This window comes from Burkholderia sp. SR8 (assembly GCF_052851275.1).
Genome location: NZ_JAULUC010000026.1, coordinates 1 through 15,511, shown reverse-complemented (window position 1 = coordinate 15,511; position 15,511 = coordinate 1). Strand labels below are relative to the sequence as shown.

Annotated in this window: 14 protein-coding genes; 8 read left to right on the top strand and 6 right to left on the bottom strand. The window is 65.3% G+C overall.

Annotation, left to right across the window (positions count from 1 at the left end; genetic code table 11):
* Nucleotides 1-69: 69 nt before the first annotated feature.
* The 3 genes from Q3A80_RS26225 to Q3A80_RS26215 form a co-directional block, all read right to left on the bottom strand.
* Nucleotides 70-1,401, bottom strand: a complete 1,332-nt coding sequence (locus Q3A80_RS26225; protein ID WP_446331724.1) for an MFS transporter — start codon at nucleotides 1,399-1,401, stop codon at nucleotides 70-72.
* 68 nt (nucleotides 1,402-1,469) lie between these two features.
* On the bottom strand, nucleotides 1,470-2,570 hold the full coding sequence (locus Q3A80_RS26220; RefSeq protein WP_446331723.1) for a porin: 1,101 nt from the start codon (nucleotides 2,568-2,570) through the stop codon (nucleotides 1,470-1,472).
* A gap of 393 nt (nucleotides 2,571-2,963) precedes the next feature.
* Nucleotides 2,964-4,007 carry a GntR family transcriptional regulator gene (locus Q3A80_RS26215; protein ID WP_446331722.1) on the bottom strand — a complete coding sequence of 348 codons (1,044 nt, stop codon included), beginning with the start codon at nucleotides 4,005-4,007 and terminating at the stop codon, nucleotides 2,964-2,966.
* Between the two features lie 94 nt (nucleotides 4,008-4,101).
* Between Q3A80_RS26215 and Q3A80_RS26210 the strand changes: the two genes are divergently transcribed.
* Nucleotides 4,102-4,764: an aspartate/glutamate racemase family protein gene (locus tag Q3A80_RS26210; protein ID WP_446331721.1), complete on the top strand. Its 663-nt coding sequence runs from the start codon at nucleotides 4,102-4,104 to the stop codon at nucleotides 4,762-4,764.
* Between the two features lie 91 nt (nucleotides 4,765-4,855).
* Entirely contained in the window at nucleotides 4,856-6,199 is a 1,344-nt protein-coding gene (gene dctA, locus Q3A80_RS26205; RefSeq protein ID WP_446331791.1) for a C4-dicarboxylate transporter DctA, read from the top strand.
* A 41-nt stretch (nucleotides 6,200-6,240) separates the two neighbouring features.
* Here the strand turns inward: dctA and Q3A80_RS26200 are convergent, their stop codons facing one another.
* Nucleotides 6,241-7,119: a GntR family transcriptional regulator gene (locus tag Q3A80_RS26200; protein ID WP_446331720.1), complete on the bottom strand. Its 879-nt coding sequence runs from the start codon at nucleotides 7,117-7,119 to the stop codon at nucleotides 6,241-6,243.
* 111 nt (nucleotides 7,120-7,230) lie between these two features.
* On the opposite strand from Q3A80_RS26200, the gene Q3A80_RS26195 reads away from it, so the two are divergent.
* The 6 genes from Q3A80_RS26195 (at nucleotide 7,231) to Q3A80_RS26170 (ending at nucleotide 13,298) form a co-directional block, all read left to right on the top strand.
* A complete protein-coding gene (locus tag Q3A80_RS26195) occupies nucleotides 7,231-8,436 on the top strand; it encodes an amidohydrolase family protein (RefSeq protein WP_446331719.1) in 1,206 nt (401 codons plus the stop codon).
* 40 nt (nucleotides 8,437-8,476) lie between these two features.
* Entirely contained in the window at nucleotides 8,477-9,847 is a 1,371-nt protein-coding gene (locus Q3A80_RS26190) for an NAD-dependent succinate-semialdehyde dehydrogenase (protein ID WP_446331718.1), read from the top strand.
* Between the two features lie 30 nt (nucleotides 9,848-9,877).
* Nucleotides 9,878-10,303, top strand: coding sequence for a cupin domain-containing protein (locus tag Q3A80_RS26185; RefSeq protein ID WP_446331717.1), 426 nt, complete (start codon nucleotides 9,878-9,880; stop codon nucleotides 10,301-10,303).
* Nucleotides 10,304-10,318: 15 nt separating this feature from the next.
* A complete protein-coding gene (locus Q3A80_RS26180) occupies nucleotides 10,319-11,392 on the top strand; it encodes an isocitrate/isopropylmalate dehydrogenase family protein (protein WP_446331716.1) in 1,074 nt (357 codons plus the stop codon).
* Nucleotides 11,393-11,557: 165 nt separating this feature from the next.
* A complete protein-coding gene (locus tag Q3A80_RS26175; RefSeq protein WP_446331715.1) occupies nucleotides 11,558-12,871 on the top strand; it encodes an MFS transporter in 1,314 nt (437 codons plus the stop codon).
* 133 nt (nucleotides 12,872-13,004) lie between these two features.
* The gene (locus tag Q3A80_RS26170; RefSeq protein WP_446331714.1) at nucleotides 13,005-13,298 is read left to right on the top strand and encodes an antibiotic biosynthesis monooxygenase family protein; all 294 of its coding nucleotides are present in this window, start codon (nucleotides 13,005-13,007) and stop codon (nucleotides 13,296-13,298) included.
* A gap of 175 nt (nucleotides 13,299-13,473) precedes the next feature.
* Here Q3A80_RS26170 and Q3A80_RS26165 read toward each other — a convergent pair whose 3' ends face one another.
* Both Q3A80_RS26165 and Q3A80_RS26160 read right to left on the bottom strand, forming a co-directional pair.
* Complete coding sequence (locus tag Q3A80_RS26165; RefSeq protein WP_446331713.1) at nucleotides 13,474-14,811, bottom strand: MFS transporter; 1,338 nt, start codon at nucleotides 14,809-14,811, stop codon at nucleotides 13,474-13,476.
* 48 nt (nucleotides 14,812-14,859) lie between these two features.
* Nucleotides 14,860-15,511: lactonase family protein (locus Q3A80_RS26160; protein ID WP_446331712.1), on the bottom strand; the 652-nt coding region annotated here is incomplete at its 5' end.

Genomic DNA, 15,511 nt, shown 5'->3' with positions numbered 1-15,511 from the left:
ACAAAATTGTACTATATAGCATAGAAATACAATTATAGGGTTTGTTCTGAATCCACCGGGGCGTTGATCTCAGGGCTTCGTCAACGCGGCGCCCTGCGTGCGACGACTGTCGCGCCCGCCGCCTGCGGCCGAGCGGGCGACGATCAGCACGACGACGCCGCTAAGCGCGAGGAACGCGCCGAGCATGGTCAACGCCCAGAAGTACGAGTGCGTCGTTTGCCGAATCCAGCCGGTCAGGTACGGGCCGGCGAACCCGCCGAGGTTGCCAAACGCGTTGATGAACGCAATGCCCGCGGCCGCCGTCGTGCCCGACAGGAGGCTGGCCGGCAGCGTCCAGAACACCGTGTTGGCCACCCACAGTCCGGTAGCCGCCACGCACAATGCGGCCATTGCGAGCCACGGGTTCGCCGACACACTGGCCGCGACGAATCCCAGCGCCCCAACGAAGGCCGGCACCGCGATATGCCACTTGCGTTCGCCGGTACGGTCCGAATGCCGGCCGATCACGATGCTCGCGAGCGCGGCGAATACATACGGCACCGCAGATGCCGCGCCAACCTCGAACGTGCTCAGATGCCCGAGACTCTTGATGATCTGCGGCAGCCACAGCGTGATGCCGAAGAACGCGAGCAGCACGCAGAACTTCGAGAATGCGAACGCGAGCGTCGGCCCGTGCACGAACACGTCGCGCACGCGCACCGGGCTGCGGCCGCTCGCCTGCTTGGCGCGCGTCTCGTCCTCGATCTTCGCGACCAGCCATGCGCGTTCGTCGGGCTCGAGCCACGCGGCTTCCTCGGGCCGTTCGGTCAGCCAGTAGAGCGTCACGATGCCGATCGCGATGGCGGGCACCCCCTCGATGATGAACAGCCATTGCCAGCCGGCGAGCCCGCCCACGTGATTGCCGAAGTGCAGGATCGCGGTCGACAACGGGCCGCCGATGATCACGGAGATCGGATTGCCGAGCATGAACACCGTAATCGCCTTCGCGCGCTCCTCGGCCGGAAACCAGCGCATCATGTAGAACACGAGCCCGGGAAAGAAGCCCGCTTCCGCGACGCCGATCAGCGCTCGCAGCGTAAACAGCGACGTGGTATTGAATACGAACGCCATCATCGCGGCCAGGATGCCCCACGTGATCATGATGCGTGCAAGCCACACGCGCGCTCCGACCCGCTGCAGGATCAGGTTGCTCGGCACCTCGAAGGCGACGTAGCCGACGAACAGGATCCCCGCCGCAAAACCGTAGACGCTCGGCGACAGGCCCAGATCCTTGTTCATATCGAGCGCGGCAAAGCCGATGTTCACGCGATCCAGGAAATTGATGAGGAACATTAGGATCATGAACGGTATGAGCCGCGCCGATACCTTGCGCATCGTCCGCTGATGGATTTTGGGTTTCATCGATGTCTGCCTCCCAGGATGATTTGTGTCGGCCGGCGCGGCCGGCCGTATGTCGTGCGCCGTGTGTCTCAGAAGAAGTGCTGCAGGCCGATGCCGACCATCGTCTGGTGGTTCGTCCCGGCGTCCGTCGCCGACAGGTTGTAGATCTGCGCCGCGTGGCCGTACTTCGCGCGCTGATACACGCACATCGCGTAGAGATCGGTGGATTTGGAGAACAGATAGTCGGCGCTCACGCCGACCTGGTTGCGCGTGCCCTGCATGATCACGTTCTTCTTCTCATCGTTCGGCTTCGCGTAGAAATACGCGGCCGATACCGCGAACGCCGGCGTCAGCCGGTACTGCGCGCCGGCCTCGAGCGAGTCGACGCGATCGCCGGTGAGCGTCCAAGTCGAACGCGTATAGAGCCCGGAAAGCCGCAATGCGCCGAACTGGTAACGCGCGCCGATGCCATAGGTGCGAAAGCTGCTCGCGGCATTGGCTTCCTTCAGATTGGTCCACGCCGCGTTCGCGAGCAGTCCGCCGTTCGCGAATTTCACCCCGACGCTCTGCGTGCTGCCGTTCGAGAAGGCGCCGGCCTGTCCGCCGAAACCGTAGAGCCCGCCGAACGTGAAACCGCCGATCGAAGCACTGGTGACCTTCGCCGAGTTGTCGACGCGTGCACCGCCGATCCGGTCGAAATCGGTCGTGCTCCCGTTGTTGCCCAGCAGCACATTCGCGGTCCCGGGCCGATGCATGTACGAGCCGATGTAGTTCGATGCCGCGATCGGCGCGAAGTCGTACATGAAGTCATACTGGCGACCGAGGCTGACGGTCGCCCACGGCGATTTCAGTCCGACCCATGCCATACGTCCGAACAGCCGCGTCACCGCGGCCGTGGAGCCCGACGCACTCGTGCCCTGCGCGAACGTACCGTTGTTGCCGTTGAAGCCGTTTTCGAGCTGGAACAGTGCGTGCCAGTTGCCGCCGAGATCCTCGTCACCCTTCAGCCCGAACCGGTTGCCGTTGGCCATCCCGCTCTGCTCCTGCGTCTGCACGTGCCCGCCGACATTGCTCGTATACATCACGCCGATGTCGATGATCCCGTACAGCGTCACGCTGCTCTGCGCGTGCACCGCGCCCGCTGCCAGACAGCCCGCGGCCACACCGGCCGCCACTACCAATTGCCGCATCTCCGTCCTCCACACCCTCTTTTTGTACAATATGTCGATTAAATACAATCAATCGCATGCTGGGTTCGCCATGCACGGCGTCGCGTCGGTCGAATGCGATCACGCCGGCGGCGTGTCGACTACCGTGGCGCGCCTAATGTTTTTTATTGCGAACAAATACAATTTAAGCGACGTGATGGCGATTGGACACCCCTGTAAACCCGGCAAGCTGAGACGGTCGAACGGAATCGACGAGTGAGCGCCACCGAGACGCCACGCGGTGCGACGGATCGGGGAGCAGAGCCGAAATCGGCCGGACATACACCTAAGGAACGGGCGCCGGAGCAGCGCGGCAGAGCGTTCCTCTGCGCCGGCGCCACGCCGTACGACGAGGAACGCGGGCAAGCGCCGGGATCAGAGGTGGGCTTCGGGCACGGGCAGCACCTGCTGCGGATCGTTTGCCGGCAGGCCGCCCGTCTTGAGCCGGCTCACCACGTCGAGGTGACGCCGCATGAACGCGGCCGCGTGCTCGCGCTCGCCGCTTTCGATCATGTCGAGCAGTTCGAGGTGTTCCTTGCACTGGCGGATCAGGCGCGTGCGGTCCGTCGCCGCTCGATATTCCATGAAACGCCGCAACTGATTCTGCCGCTCGAGCGCCTCGATGAAGAACCGGTTGCCGGAGCAGCGCGCGAGCATTTCGTGGAACTGCGAACCATTCTTGAACAGCACCGAGCGCGGCAGCCGGAAGATGTCGCCTTCGAGCATTTCGTTCTGGATCCGCCGCGCCTGCGCGAACGCGGCCTTGTCGATCCGGAATCCCGGTTCGAGCAACGCGGCGGGCTCGATGGCCATCCGGAAGCGATAGCTCTGGATATGGGCTTCGCGATCATGCAGGAACGGGTTGAAACGCCAGCCCTGACCGGGCTTGCGCGCAATCATCCCTTCGGCCGCTAGCCGATTCAGTACCTTGATCAACTGTCCGCGCGGGATGTCGAACCGGCGCAGCAATTCCGCCTCGTAGAATTCTTCCGGGATCTCGCCGCTCAGGCAGTCGTCCGCGACGCGCAGGTAAAGCTCCTCGAGCGGATCGTCGCCGAACGGCAGCGCGCCGGGATCGATGCCGCGCGCCTCGACGGCAAGAAAGATTCCCCGGTTCGGTTCCTTGATCGCCATCCCGTGCTGCTGCAGCAGCGCCAGGCCGCGGCGCACCGGCGATCGCGACAGACCGAGCTCGGCCGCCAGCGCCTCCTCGCGCAGGTGCTCGCCGGCCGGCCAGGCGCGCGCGCGGGCGATATCGATGATCTTGGCGGCCACCTGCTCGGCCAGCACGCCGCTCGATTCGTTTTTCATACTGTTGCCGTATCGCGGTGAAGGGAAACCAGCGGATTGTCGTTCATTACGACATTGCACACCAGAGGCCCTCGGGTATGTGGAAAAATCGGCATGCACGTCTCGCATTGAGATGCTCGTCCGATACGGGTCATCCCTGACGATCGGCTCATCACAAATGTACTATATTGCATTATAGTACAAATCAAGGATGCCATTCGTGATGCCCTCGGTCACCAGGATCGGTCTCGTTCATGCGACGCCGCTTGCCGTAACGCCCATCGCAGAAAGCTTCGCGACGCATTGGCCTGACGCGCAGATTCACAATCTGCTCGACGATGCGCTGACCGCCGATCTGGCGGCGGCAGGCGGACGAATCGAAGCGATGGCACCGCGCCTGATGTCGCTCGCACGCTACGCAGTGGATGCCGGCGCGGCGGCGGTGCTGTTCACGTGCTCGGCATTCGGACCCGCGATCGACGCGATCCGCCCGGACCTCGCCGTACCGGTTCTCAAGCCGAACGAAGCGATGATCGACGACGCGCTCGGGCACGGACGCAGGATCTGCCTCGTCGCAACCTTCGAGCCGGCGCTCGCGCCGATATCGACGGAGTTCCACGCGCGCGCCTCGGAGCTCGGACGTGAGATCGAGCTCGAGTCGTGCGCGGTGCCGCTCGCGATGGACGCTCTGCGCCACGGCGACACCGCGCGACACGACCAGCTCATTGCTCAGACTTGCGCCGAGCACGCGGACGCGGACGTGTTCTGCTTTGCGCAGTTTTCGATGACGAGCGCTCGCCGCGACACGGCCAGCCGCGTCGGCGCGCCCGTGCTGACGACGCCGGACAGCGCAGTCCGATTGCTCAAGTCGCAGCTTTCCCGCTGACGACCGGTGCGGCGGCCAGCGAGCCGTCCGCGCGAGTCGAGCGGCCAGACCCGCCCCGTCGCAGACCAAGGAGACAGTCGTGCGAATTTCAATGCGCAAGGCCATCAGGCCGCTCTACGTGCAGGTGCTGATCGGCGTGCTGCTGGGCATCGCGTTCGGCGCGATCGAGCCTTCGCTCGGCACCGACATGAAGGTGCTCGGCGATGCGTTCATCAAGCTCGTGAAGATGCTCGTCGCGCCGATCGTGTTCGCGACTGTTGTCACCGGCATCGCGAAGATGGGCAACGTGAAGGCCGTCGGCCGCGTGGGGCTGAAGGCCCTCGCATACTTCGAGGTTGTGACGAGCGCCGCGCTGGCGATCGGCCTCGTCGTCGCCCACGTGGTCAATCCGGGCGGCGGCATGAACGTCGACCCGCATTCGCTGAGCCTCGCGTCGGTGGCGGGCTATGCCAAGGTGGCACAGGAGCAGTCGCTGCGCGATTTCTTCATGCACATCATTCCGGAGAGCTTCGTCGGCGCGTTCGTCCACGGCGACATCCTGCCGGTCGTCTTCATCGCGGTGCTGTTCGGCCTCGCGCTCGCGCATGCCGGCTCACGCGCGGCAATCCTCGTAGGTGCCGTCGATCAGTTCCTGCACGTGATGTTCGACGTGATCGGCTACGTGATGAAATTCGCGCCGGTCGGCGCGTTCGGCGCGATCGCCTATACGGTCGGCAAGTACGGGCCCGGCAGCCTGCTCGCGCTCGGCCACCTGATGTTCGCGTTTTACGCTACTTGCCTGTTGTTCGTGTTCGTCGTGCTCGGGGCGATCCTGAAGCTGTGCGGAATCAACATATTCCGCTTCCTCGGCTACCTGAAGACCGAAATCCTGATCACGCTCGGCACCGCGAGCGCCGAACCCGCGCTACCGCGCCTGCTCGACAAGCTGGAGCGCATGGGTTGCGAGAAATCGGTCGTCGGGCTCGTCGTACCGACCGGCTACGCATTCAATCTCGACGGTGTATGCATCTACCTGACGATGGCCGTGCTGTTCATCGCGCAGGCGACGAACACGCCGCTCACCACCGGCCAGGAACTGACGATTCTCGCGATGGGGCTCGTCACGTCGAAAGGGATGAGCGGCGTGCCGGGCGGAGGCTTCGTCGCGCTGGCCGCGACGCTGTCCAGCGTGCACGTGCTGCCGCTCAGCGCGATCGCGCTGCTGGTCGGCATCGACCGGTTCATGGGCGAAGCTCGGGCCGTCACGTCGATCATCGGCAATGCGGTGGCCGCGGTGATCGTCGCGAAATGGGAACATGCGTTCGATCCGGAAAGGATGCGTGCGGCGCTTCATCGCGGCAGCGATTGTACGGAAACGGCGGACGAGAATGAGCAGGCGGCGTCCGACACGAAGGCGAGCGCCCAGTTCGTCGCGACGCCGCGGGTCGAACGGTAGGTGGCATAGCGGCGCAACGTCGCGCCGTCGATGCGCTCAACTCAGTCGCTCGTCTTCTCCCGCACCGCGTTGTGCAGATGAAGCTTCATGAAATCGGCTGCCGCTTCGCGCTGCTCGGCGAGCAGCAGATCGATCAGCGTCACGTGCTCGCGGCAACGCCGTTCGGCCTGGTCGCGATCGACCGCCTTGCGGTACTCCATCAGCCGGCGCAACCGGTCGAGACGGCGCAGGCCGTCAAGAATGAAAACGTTGCCCGAACACGCGGCGATCGTTTCGTGCAGCCGGCTGTTCGCGTCGAACAGCGCGGCCGGCGACGCGGTACGCGCGCCGCCGTTCGCGAGCGCCTCCTGTTCGGCACGGCAGCGCATCAGCGCATCGCGGTCGAGCCGGAACGTCGGTTCCAGTATCCCGGACGCCTCGATTAGCAACCGGTACCGGTAACCCTGGCGGTACGTCTCCGCGGACGTCAGCACCGACTGGAACATCCAGCCATGCCCCGGCCGTCGTTCGATCCACCCCTCCTGCACCATCCGCCGCAAGATCGCATTCAGCTGCGCACGCGTCACGCCGTAGCGGCGCATCAACTCGTTCTCCGTTACGCGGTCGGGCAACTTTCCGGCGAGGCGGTCCTCGGCGATCGACAGGTACGTGTCTTCATCGGCAACGGTGTCCGCCAGCTCAGGTGAATCGGCCGGGTCCAGCGATGTCGCTTGGTCGGCAACCGCGTAGCCGCCGTCTGGATGCGGCGCCACGACCGCGCGCGCGGCCAGCCGCTTCAGCGCCTCGCGCACCGGCGAACGCGACACGTTGAATTGCTCCGCCAGCGCACGCTCCGGCAGACGCGTGCCGGGCGCCATGCCGGACGTGGAAATGTGCTGATGAATGTTCGACGCGAGCACGTCGGCGAGGGCGCGGGTCATGGAAAGGCAGATTGGATCACGAAGGACGAGCGCATCGTACCACATCCATCTTTTGGTTCTATAAAGCCATACAGAACCACTACATCAGGCATATCCGAAGCATCAAAGCGAGTGATCAACCTGCTGAATACTCGCCGCTCGCGAGAAATCCTCTTTTTTACTTCGAACATCCATGAGAATCGTCGTTTACCCTGGCTGGTACTTTGGAACATCAAAAAACACTTTACATGGTCTTTTGAGTTCGTAAAATACCAAACTTCAACCAGCACCTCGATCAAGGAGACTCATGTGCAGCGCAGGCATCTACTCGGCGCAAGTCTCGCGGCCATCGGCGGCCTTGCGCTGCCACGCGCAGGTACGGCCGCTTCTTCACTCGACGCCGCGGGAGCAGCGATGAACGTCGATCCGCAGGACTACCCGACCCGCCCGCTCGCCGCACTTCCGCCGGGCAGTTGTGACTGTCACGTGCACCTGTTCGATGCCGCGCGCTTCCCGTTTGCACCGAACCGCTCGTATACGCCGGGGCGCGCACGCGTCGCCGATCTGCTCGCGTTCGAGGCGCGGCTCGGCATCGAGCGAATCGTGTTGGTCCAGCCGAGCGTGTACGGCACCGACAACGCGGCGCTGCTCGCGGGTCTGCGCGAACTCGGACTTGACCGCGCCCGCGGTGTCGCGGTCATCGATCCGCGCACCGCGACGCACGCGGAGCTGCAGGCGCTGCACGACGAGGGGGTGCGTGGGATCCGGCTGAATCTGCAGGTACGCGGCGAGCGCAACCTGTCGGTGGCCACGGCCCAGCTGCAGCGCGCGTCCGACGCGATCGCGCCGTTCGGATGGGCCGTCCAGATTTATGCAGACCTGGACGTCGTCGCGGGCCTCGCGCCGGACATCGCCCGGCTCCAGGCTCCGGTCGTGCTCGATCACTTCGCGGGTGCGCGCGCCGACACGCTGACAGACCAGGCGGCCCCGTTCGCGACCGTCGTCGATCTCGTGAAGCACGGCAACGCGTACGTGAAGCTGTCGGCGCCGTACCGCGCGTCGCGCCAGGCGCCGCGGTTCGACGACCTCTCGCCCATCGCACGCGCGCTGATCGATGCCCGCCCCGACCGCATGCTGTGGGCGTCGGACTGGCCGCACACAGGCAGCGCGGGGAACCGCGACGGCGATCTATCCCGCATCGAGCCGTTCCGCCGCGAAGACGCCGGCGCTGCGCTGAACCAGCTGCTGGAATGGACAAACGACGCGGCGCTGCGTCGGCGGATCCTCGTCGACAACCCAGCGCGGCTCTATCGATTCGCCGGACAACCGGCTACCTGAAACCCCGTTCACCACGAACACGAACCCGGACACGACCACCATGTTTCGCACCTTGAATCCCGCCACGGAAACCATCGTGGCCACCTTCGACGCCGACTCGCCCACGCGGGTCGAGCAGGCGCTGGCCGACGCGAGCGCTGCGCAGCGCCGCTGGGCGCGCGAACCGCTTGCCGTGCGCACGGCCGCCGTCGCGCGCATCGGCGACGTGCTGCTGCGTCGCAAGGCCGAACTGGCCGAGCTGATTACGCTGGAAATGGGCAAGCCGATTGCCGAAGCGGAAGCCGAAGTCGACAAGTCCGCGTGGACGTGCCGCTTCTACGCCGAACATGCGGCGCAGTATCTCTGCGACGAAGCCATCGCGAGCAACGCAAGCGAAAGCTTTGTCGTGTACGACCCGCTCGGCGTCGTGCTCGCGATCATGCCGTGGAACTACCCGCTGTGGCAGTTCATCCGCTTCGCGGCGCCGGCGCTGTGCGCAGGCAACGGCGCGATCCTGAAGCATGCGGGCAACGTGCCGCAATGCGCACGGGCGATTAATTCGGTGTTCGCCGACGCCGACGTGCCGTCCGGACTGGTCGCGTCACTGCTGATCGAGCCGGACCATGTCGCACAACTGATCGACGATCCGCGCATCGCGGCGGTCACGCTGACGGGTTCGACTGCGGTCGGCAAGCTGGTCGCCGCGCAGGCCGGGCGTGCGATGAAAAAGCAGGTGCTCGAACTCGGCGGCTCCGATCCGTTCATCGTGCTCGCCGATGCAGACGTCGAAGCGGCAGCGGCGGCTGCGGTGAAGGCCCGTTTCTCGAACACCGGCCAAAGCTGCATCTCGTCGAAGCGTTTCATCGTCGACGAGAAGATCGCCGATCGCTTCGTCGAACTGTTCTGCGCGGGCGTCGCGCAACTGAAGGTCGGCGATCCGATGCAGCGCGACACGACGGTCGGCCCGATGGCACGCGCGAACCTGCGCGACGAGCTGCACCGGCAGGTGGAGCGAACCGTCGAGGCCGGCGCGGTGCTGAAGGCAGGCGGGAAGCCGCTGCCGGGCCCCGGTTTCTTCTATGCACCAACGGTGCTCGACCACGTCGCGCCGGACATGGCCGCCGCGTGCGAGGAGACATTCGGCCCGGTGGCCGCGATCCTGCGCGTCGACGGCATCGAGCACGCTGTCTCGCTTGCGAACGCGACGGAATTCGGGCTCGGCGCCGCGCTGTGGACCACCAATCTCGACGGCGCGAAGCAGCTGGTGCGCCGGATCGAAGCGGGCGCGGTGTTCGTCAACGGCCTGGTCGCGTCCGATGCACGGCTGCCGTTCGGCGGGATCAAGCAGTCGGGCTACGGCCGCGAGCTCGGCGCGGCCGGCATTCGCGAATTCACCAACATCAAGACGGTCTGGTTCGGTCCGGCCCGCTGATTTCACGACTTCACGATCAAGGAGCATTTCATGACGATCACGACCCCTTCGGGCGCGGCGCTGCTGCAGCCTGACAACCTGCCGACCTACGACCGAGGCGGCGGCGCGAGCACGATGCCGCTGGTCGGCAAGTCCGTCGGTTCGGACAGTTTCATCACCGGCTATACGTCGTTCGCGCCCGGCGTCGAGATTCCGTTCCACAGCCACAACTGCCAGGAAAGCGTCGTGCTCGTCGAAGGCGACGCGATCCTCGACATCGACGGGCTCGAATATCGACTCAAGCCGCTCGACGCGACGTTCATCCCGCCGAACGTGCCACATCGCTTTCGCAACGTGTCGAAGATGGCGCCAATGAAGATCCTATGGATCTACGCACGCCCCGACGCCACGCGCACGCTCGCCGACAGCGGCGAGACGCGGGCCGTATCGGCCGAACACCAGACTTCCCCGAAATAACCCGAGCACATCATCATGCGCATTCTCGTTCTCCCCGGCGACGGCATCGGCCCCGAAATCATCGCGGCGTCGATCGGCGTCCTCGAACAGGCCGACCGCCTGTTCGATCTCGGCTTGCAATACGACTATGAAGACGTCGGCTTCGCCAGCCTCGACAAGCACGGCACGACGCTGCGCCCCGACGTGCTGGACAAGGCGCGCGACTACGACGGCCTGATCCTCGGCACGATCTCGCACGCCGACTATCCGCCGCCCGCGCAGGGCGGCCGCAACGTGTCCGCCGCGTTCCGCTGCGATCTCGACCTGTACGCGAACGTGCGTCCATCGCGCACGCGGCCGTTCCTCACGTCGAACATGCGTGAAGGCAAGCAGATGGACCTCGTGATCATGCGCGAGGCGACCGAAGGGTTCTATCCGGACCGCAACATGCACCTCGGCTGGGGCGAGATGATGCCATCGCCGGACATGGCGCTGTCGGTACGCAAGATCACGCGCCACTGCAGCGAGCGGATCGCGCGCCGCGCGTTCGAGCTCGCGATGAAGCGCAAGAGAAAGGTCACGGCGATCCATAAGGCGAACAGCTTCCACATGACTGACGGCCTGTTCCTCGAATGCGTGCGACAGGTAGCGAAGGACTTCCCCGAAGTCGAACTCAATGACCTGCTGGTGGATGCATCTACCGCCCACCTGGTGCGTGCACCCGAGCGCTTCGACGTGCTCGTCGCGACGAACTTCTACGGCGACATCATCAGCGATCTAGCAGCGGAACTGTCTGGCAGCCTCGGCCTCGGTGGCTCGATCATGGCCGGCGACACGCTGTGCTGCGCGCAGTCGCAACACGGCTCGGCACCGGACATTCAGAACCAGGACAAGGCGAACCCGACGTCGATGATCCTGTCAGTCGGCATGCTGATGCGGTGGATCGGCGAGCATCGCAGCAAGCCGGCCTTCATCGCCGCCGCCGACGCGATCGACGCGGCCGTCGACACGGTGCTCGCGAATCCCGCCACGCGTACCGCCGACCTCGGCGGCACGATGGGCTGCATCGCGTTCGGCAAGCAGGTGGCCGACGCCCTGCGCGCCGCCTGAGCCGACCGCACGCCGAGCCGGCGGCGCGCTGCCGCCGCCCTGTCAGGACAACAAACCGGAGACACATTCGACGATCGCCGCGGCCGGGCCAACGCGCATGCCGTGCCGCACCTCGCCCCGGCAGCGCGGTGGCCCGCGCACGCGGGGATCATCGAAGAATCGATCATGCATTCCGAATCAATGACGATGGATACGGCGCCCGTTCCGGACGCGAATCGGCAAGCCATCCGCCAGCGCGCGCTGCGCAAGAACGCGTGGCGCCTGCTGCCGCTGCTGACGCTCGCGTTCGTTTTCAACTACATCGACCGGACCAGCGTCGGCTTCGCCGCGCTCACGATGAACCACGACCTCGGGCTCACCCCGGCGCAGTTCGGCTGGGGCGCGGGCATCCTGTTTTCCAGCTACTGTCTGTTCGAGATTCCGAGCAACCTCGCGCTGTACCGGTACGGCGCACGGCGCTGGCTCGCACGGATCATGATCACGTGGGGCTTCGCGGCGACCGCGACGGCGCTTGCGCAAGGGCCGGCCAGCTTCTACGTGCTGCGCCTGCTGCTCGGTATCGCTGAGGCTGGCTTCTTCCCCGGCGTCACGTTCTTCCTCGCATGTTGGTTCCCGGCGCAGTACCGCGTGCGCGTGCTGGCGATGTTCATGCTCGGCGTGCCGCTATCGTCGGTCGTCGGTGGGCCGATGTCGGCAGCGCTGCTGAGCCTCAACGGCCTCGCCGGGCTGCACGGCTGGCAGTGGATGTTCATCGTGCAGGGCCTGCCGGCGGTACTCATCGGCGTCGCGGTGCTCGTCTGGCTTCGCGACGATCCGAAAGACGCGTACTGGCTCACGCCCGAAGAACGCAGCGAACTCGTAGCGATGCTTGCCGAGGAGCCGCGCGAGAAACCGAAGAAGGCGCTGTTCGCCGCGCTGAAGGACGCCCGCGTGCTGCTGCTCGCCGCGATCCAGTTCGGCTTCGTGCTCGGCTCGTACGGCGTCGGCATCTGGCTGCCAATCATCCTGAAGAGCCACGGACTCGGTCTTGGATCGATCGGCTTGCTGTCCACCGTGCCGTATCTCGCCGCGGTGGCCGGGATGATGCTCTGGGCCCGCGCGGTGGACCGCAGCGGCCGCAAGATCTTCCATCTGTGCAGCGCATGTCTGCTGGGCGGGCTGGGCCTCGCCGTGTCCGCCATCGCGCATGGCGTGGTGCTCGAGATGATCGGGCTCAGTCTCGCGGTCGTCGCGGTCAGCTCGGCACGCGCGATCTTCTGGACGATTCCGACACGCTTCCTGACCGGCGTCGCGGCTGCCGGCGGCCTCGCGTTCATCAACTCGATCGGGACACTCGGCGGTTTCGCCGGCCCCTACCTCGTCGGTTTCCTGAAGCAGTCGACGGGATCGTTTTCAGCCGGAATCTGGGCGATGGCGGCGATTCTCGCGGTGTCCGCCACGCTGTCCGTGTCGCTGAAGCTGCTGATCAGGAAAGCGTGACGCCCTCACCGGCGTCGCGGGAGCCACATGCGGCCACCGCGACACCGACTTCCGGTATCGTTGTCGGATGCACCACCGCCGGCGTGCGCCACCTCACGATCCGTTCGCATCAATCACCCCACATGGAGCATTCATGATTTTTGAAGTGGCATCGCTCGAAATCGATCCGTCGCAGGCCGAGCAGTTCGAGGCCGCGGTTCGTCAGGCACTTCCGCTGTTCCCCCGTGCGCGCGGCTGCGGCGGCGCCGAGCTGCACCGCGTGATTGAGCGAAGCGGCGGCTACCTGCTCGTCGTCAAATGGGACACCGTCGACGATCACATGGTGCATTTCCGGCAGTCGGAAGACTTCCAGGCATGGCGGCAACTCGCCGGGCCGTTCTTCAAGAGCCCACCTCAGGTCGTACATACGGAAGTCGCGGTGAAGTAATCCGCGTCAGTAAAAACGGGTCGGGCAAATAGCCCGACCCGTTTCACGTGCGGCCCGCCGAAAATAGACCGACACGCGTCGCTCTAGTCGTCTCTCCCGTCGGCGCCGGTGCGCGAGTCCCGCCCCGCCCTGCGATCCCCCGGTCGCGCACCCTGCCGACTGCCGGGCATTCCCGTCAATGTCCCTGCTTCACGACATGCGGCGGCGTATCATCCACCGACCGTTCGTGAGCGCGAATGAAAAATGTCATCAGGAACGACACGACGAGCAATGCCGCGAGAAACAGCAGCCCCGGCGTCGCGCTCTGCCCCGCAGCCTTCACGAAGCCGATCATGAACGGTCCGACGAAGCCGCCGAGGTTGCCGATCGAGTTGATCACCGCGATCGATACGGCCGCGGTCGAGCGGCTGAGGAACAGTGTCGGCAGCGCCCAGAACGGCGATTTGAACGCATAGAGGCCCACGAGGCTCACGCTGATCATCGCAATCGACACACACGAATTCGTCGCAAGCCCCGCGCCGAGCAACGCCGCGGCGACCACCGCCAGCGGGATCGCAGAATGCAGGCGCCGCTCGCTGCGCCGGTCCGAGCGGCGCGACCACATCACCATCGCGACCGTCGCGACCACGTAAGGCACCGTCGCGATGAGCCCGATCTCGGTGTGCGTGAGCTTCGTCGAAAAGCCCCTGATGATCTGCGGCATCCAGTAGCCGACGCCGAGACTGCCGCACTGGTACACGAAGTAGATGAACGACAGGTACAGCACCTTCGGGTTCGTCATCGTCTTCAGCGAGCTCAGGTGCTGCGCACGCGGCCGCGCCTTGCGGTCGCTGTCGAGTTCGTTCAGCAGCCACGTGCGCTCGGCGGGCGTCAGCCACTTCGCATCGGCCGGCCGATCCGTCAGGAACAGGAAGCACAGGACGCCGCCGATCAGCGCGGGCGCGCCTTCGAGCACGAGCATCCAGCGCCAGCCGCTCCATTGGAGCCAGTGGACGTGATCCATGATCCACGTCGACAGCGGTGCGCCGATGATGTACGACACCGGAATCGCCGCAGTAAACAGCGCGACGGTCGTCGCGAGTTCCTTCGCGCGGAACCAGTAGGTCAGGTACACGATGATGCCGGGGAAGAAGCCCGCCTCCGCCACGCCTAGCAGGAAGCGCAGCACGTAGAGCTGCGTCGCGTCGTGCACGAATGCGGAGATCACCGACACGATGCCCCACGTCACGAGGATCCGCGCGATCCACACGCGTGCGCCGAACTTGTTGAGCATCACGTTGCTGGGCACTTCGAACAGGAAGTAACCGATGAAGAAGATGCCCGACGCGAAGCCGAACGCCTCGCTCGACAGTGCGAGATCCTTGTTCATCTGCAACGCCGCGTAGCCGATGTTCGCGCGGTCGAGATACGACACGATGTAGAGAACGAACACGAACGGGATGATACGCCACGCGATCTTGCGCACCAGCGCGCGTTCGTCCGCGTGGTCGTCGATGGGAACTGCTGAATTCATAGATGTGTTCCGGTGGGCCGGCCGCCGGATCTCTCCTGATGGGTAGGATTACGCGCGGCGTTCGGAGAACACCATGCAGACCGGGCTGCCCGACGCGACCGAGAAGCCGGTCGGCTTGAGGCGGCCCGACGCGGCATCGATCGCGAACGCGACGATGCTGTCGCTGTCTTCGTTCAGCGCATACATGAAGCGGCCGTCCGGCGTGCCGGTCATGAAGCGCGGCGTGCGGCCGCCGCTCGGCTCGGCCGCGACGAACGCGAGATGGCCGCTCGCCGGATCGATGCGGAACACGGCGATGCTGTCGTCGCCGCGGTTCGATGCGTACACGAAGCGCCCTGCCGGATCGACCTCGATCTCCGATGCACGGCTGTTGCCGGTATACGTGTCGGGCAGCGAAGACACAATCTGCACCGGCGTCAGCGCGCCGCTCGACGACGTGTACCGATAGGTCGTGACGGTCGAGTCGAGCTCGTTGACGACGTACGCATGCGCGCCGTCAGGATGGAACGCGACGTGACGCGGGCCGGCCGTCTCGCGCGTGACGACGAATGACGGATCGGCCGGCGTGAGCCGACCATCGGCGAAGCGGAACGAGAACACGCGGTCGAGCCCCTTGTCCGGCACGATCACGAATCGCCCGGTCGGATCGAACGGATTGAAGTGTGGCTTCGCCTGCTTCTGCTCGACGCGGTGCGGGCCG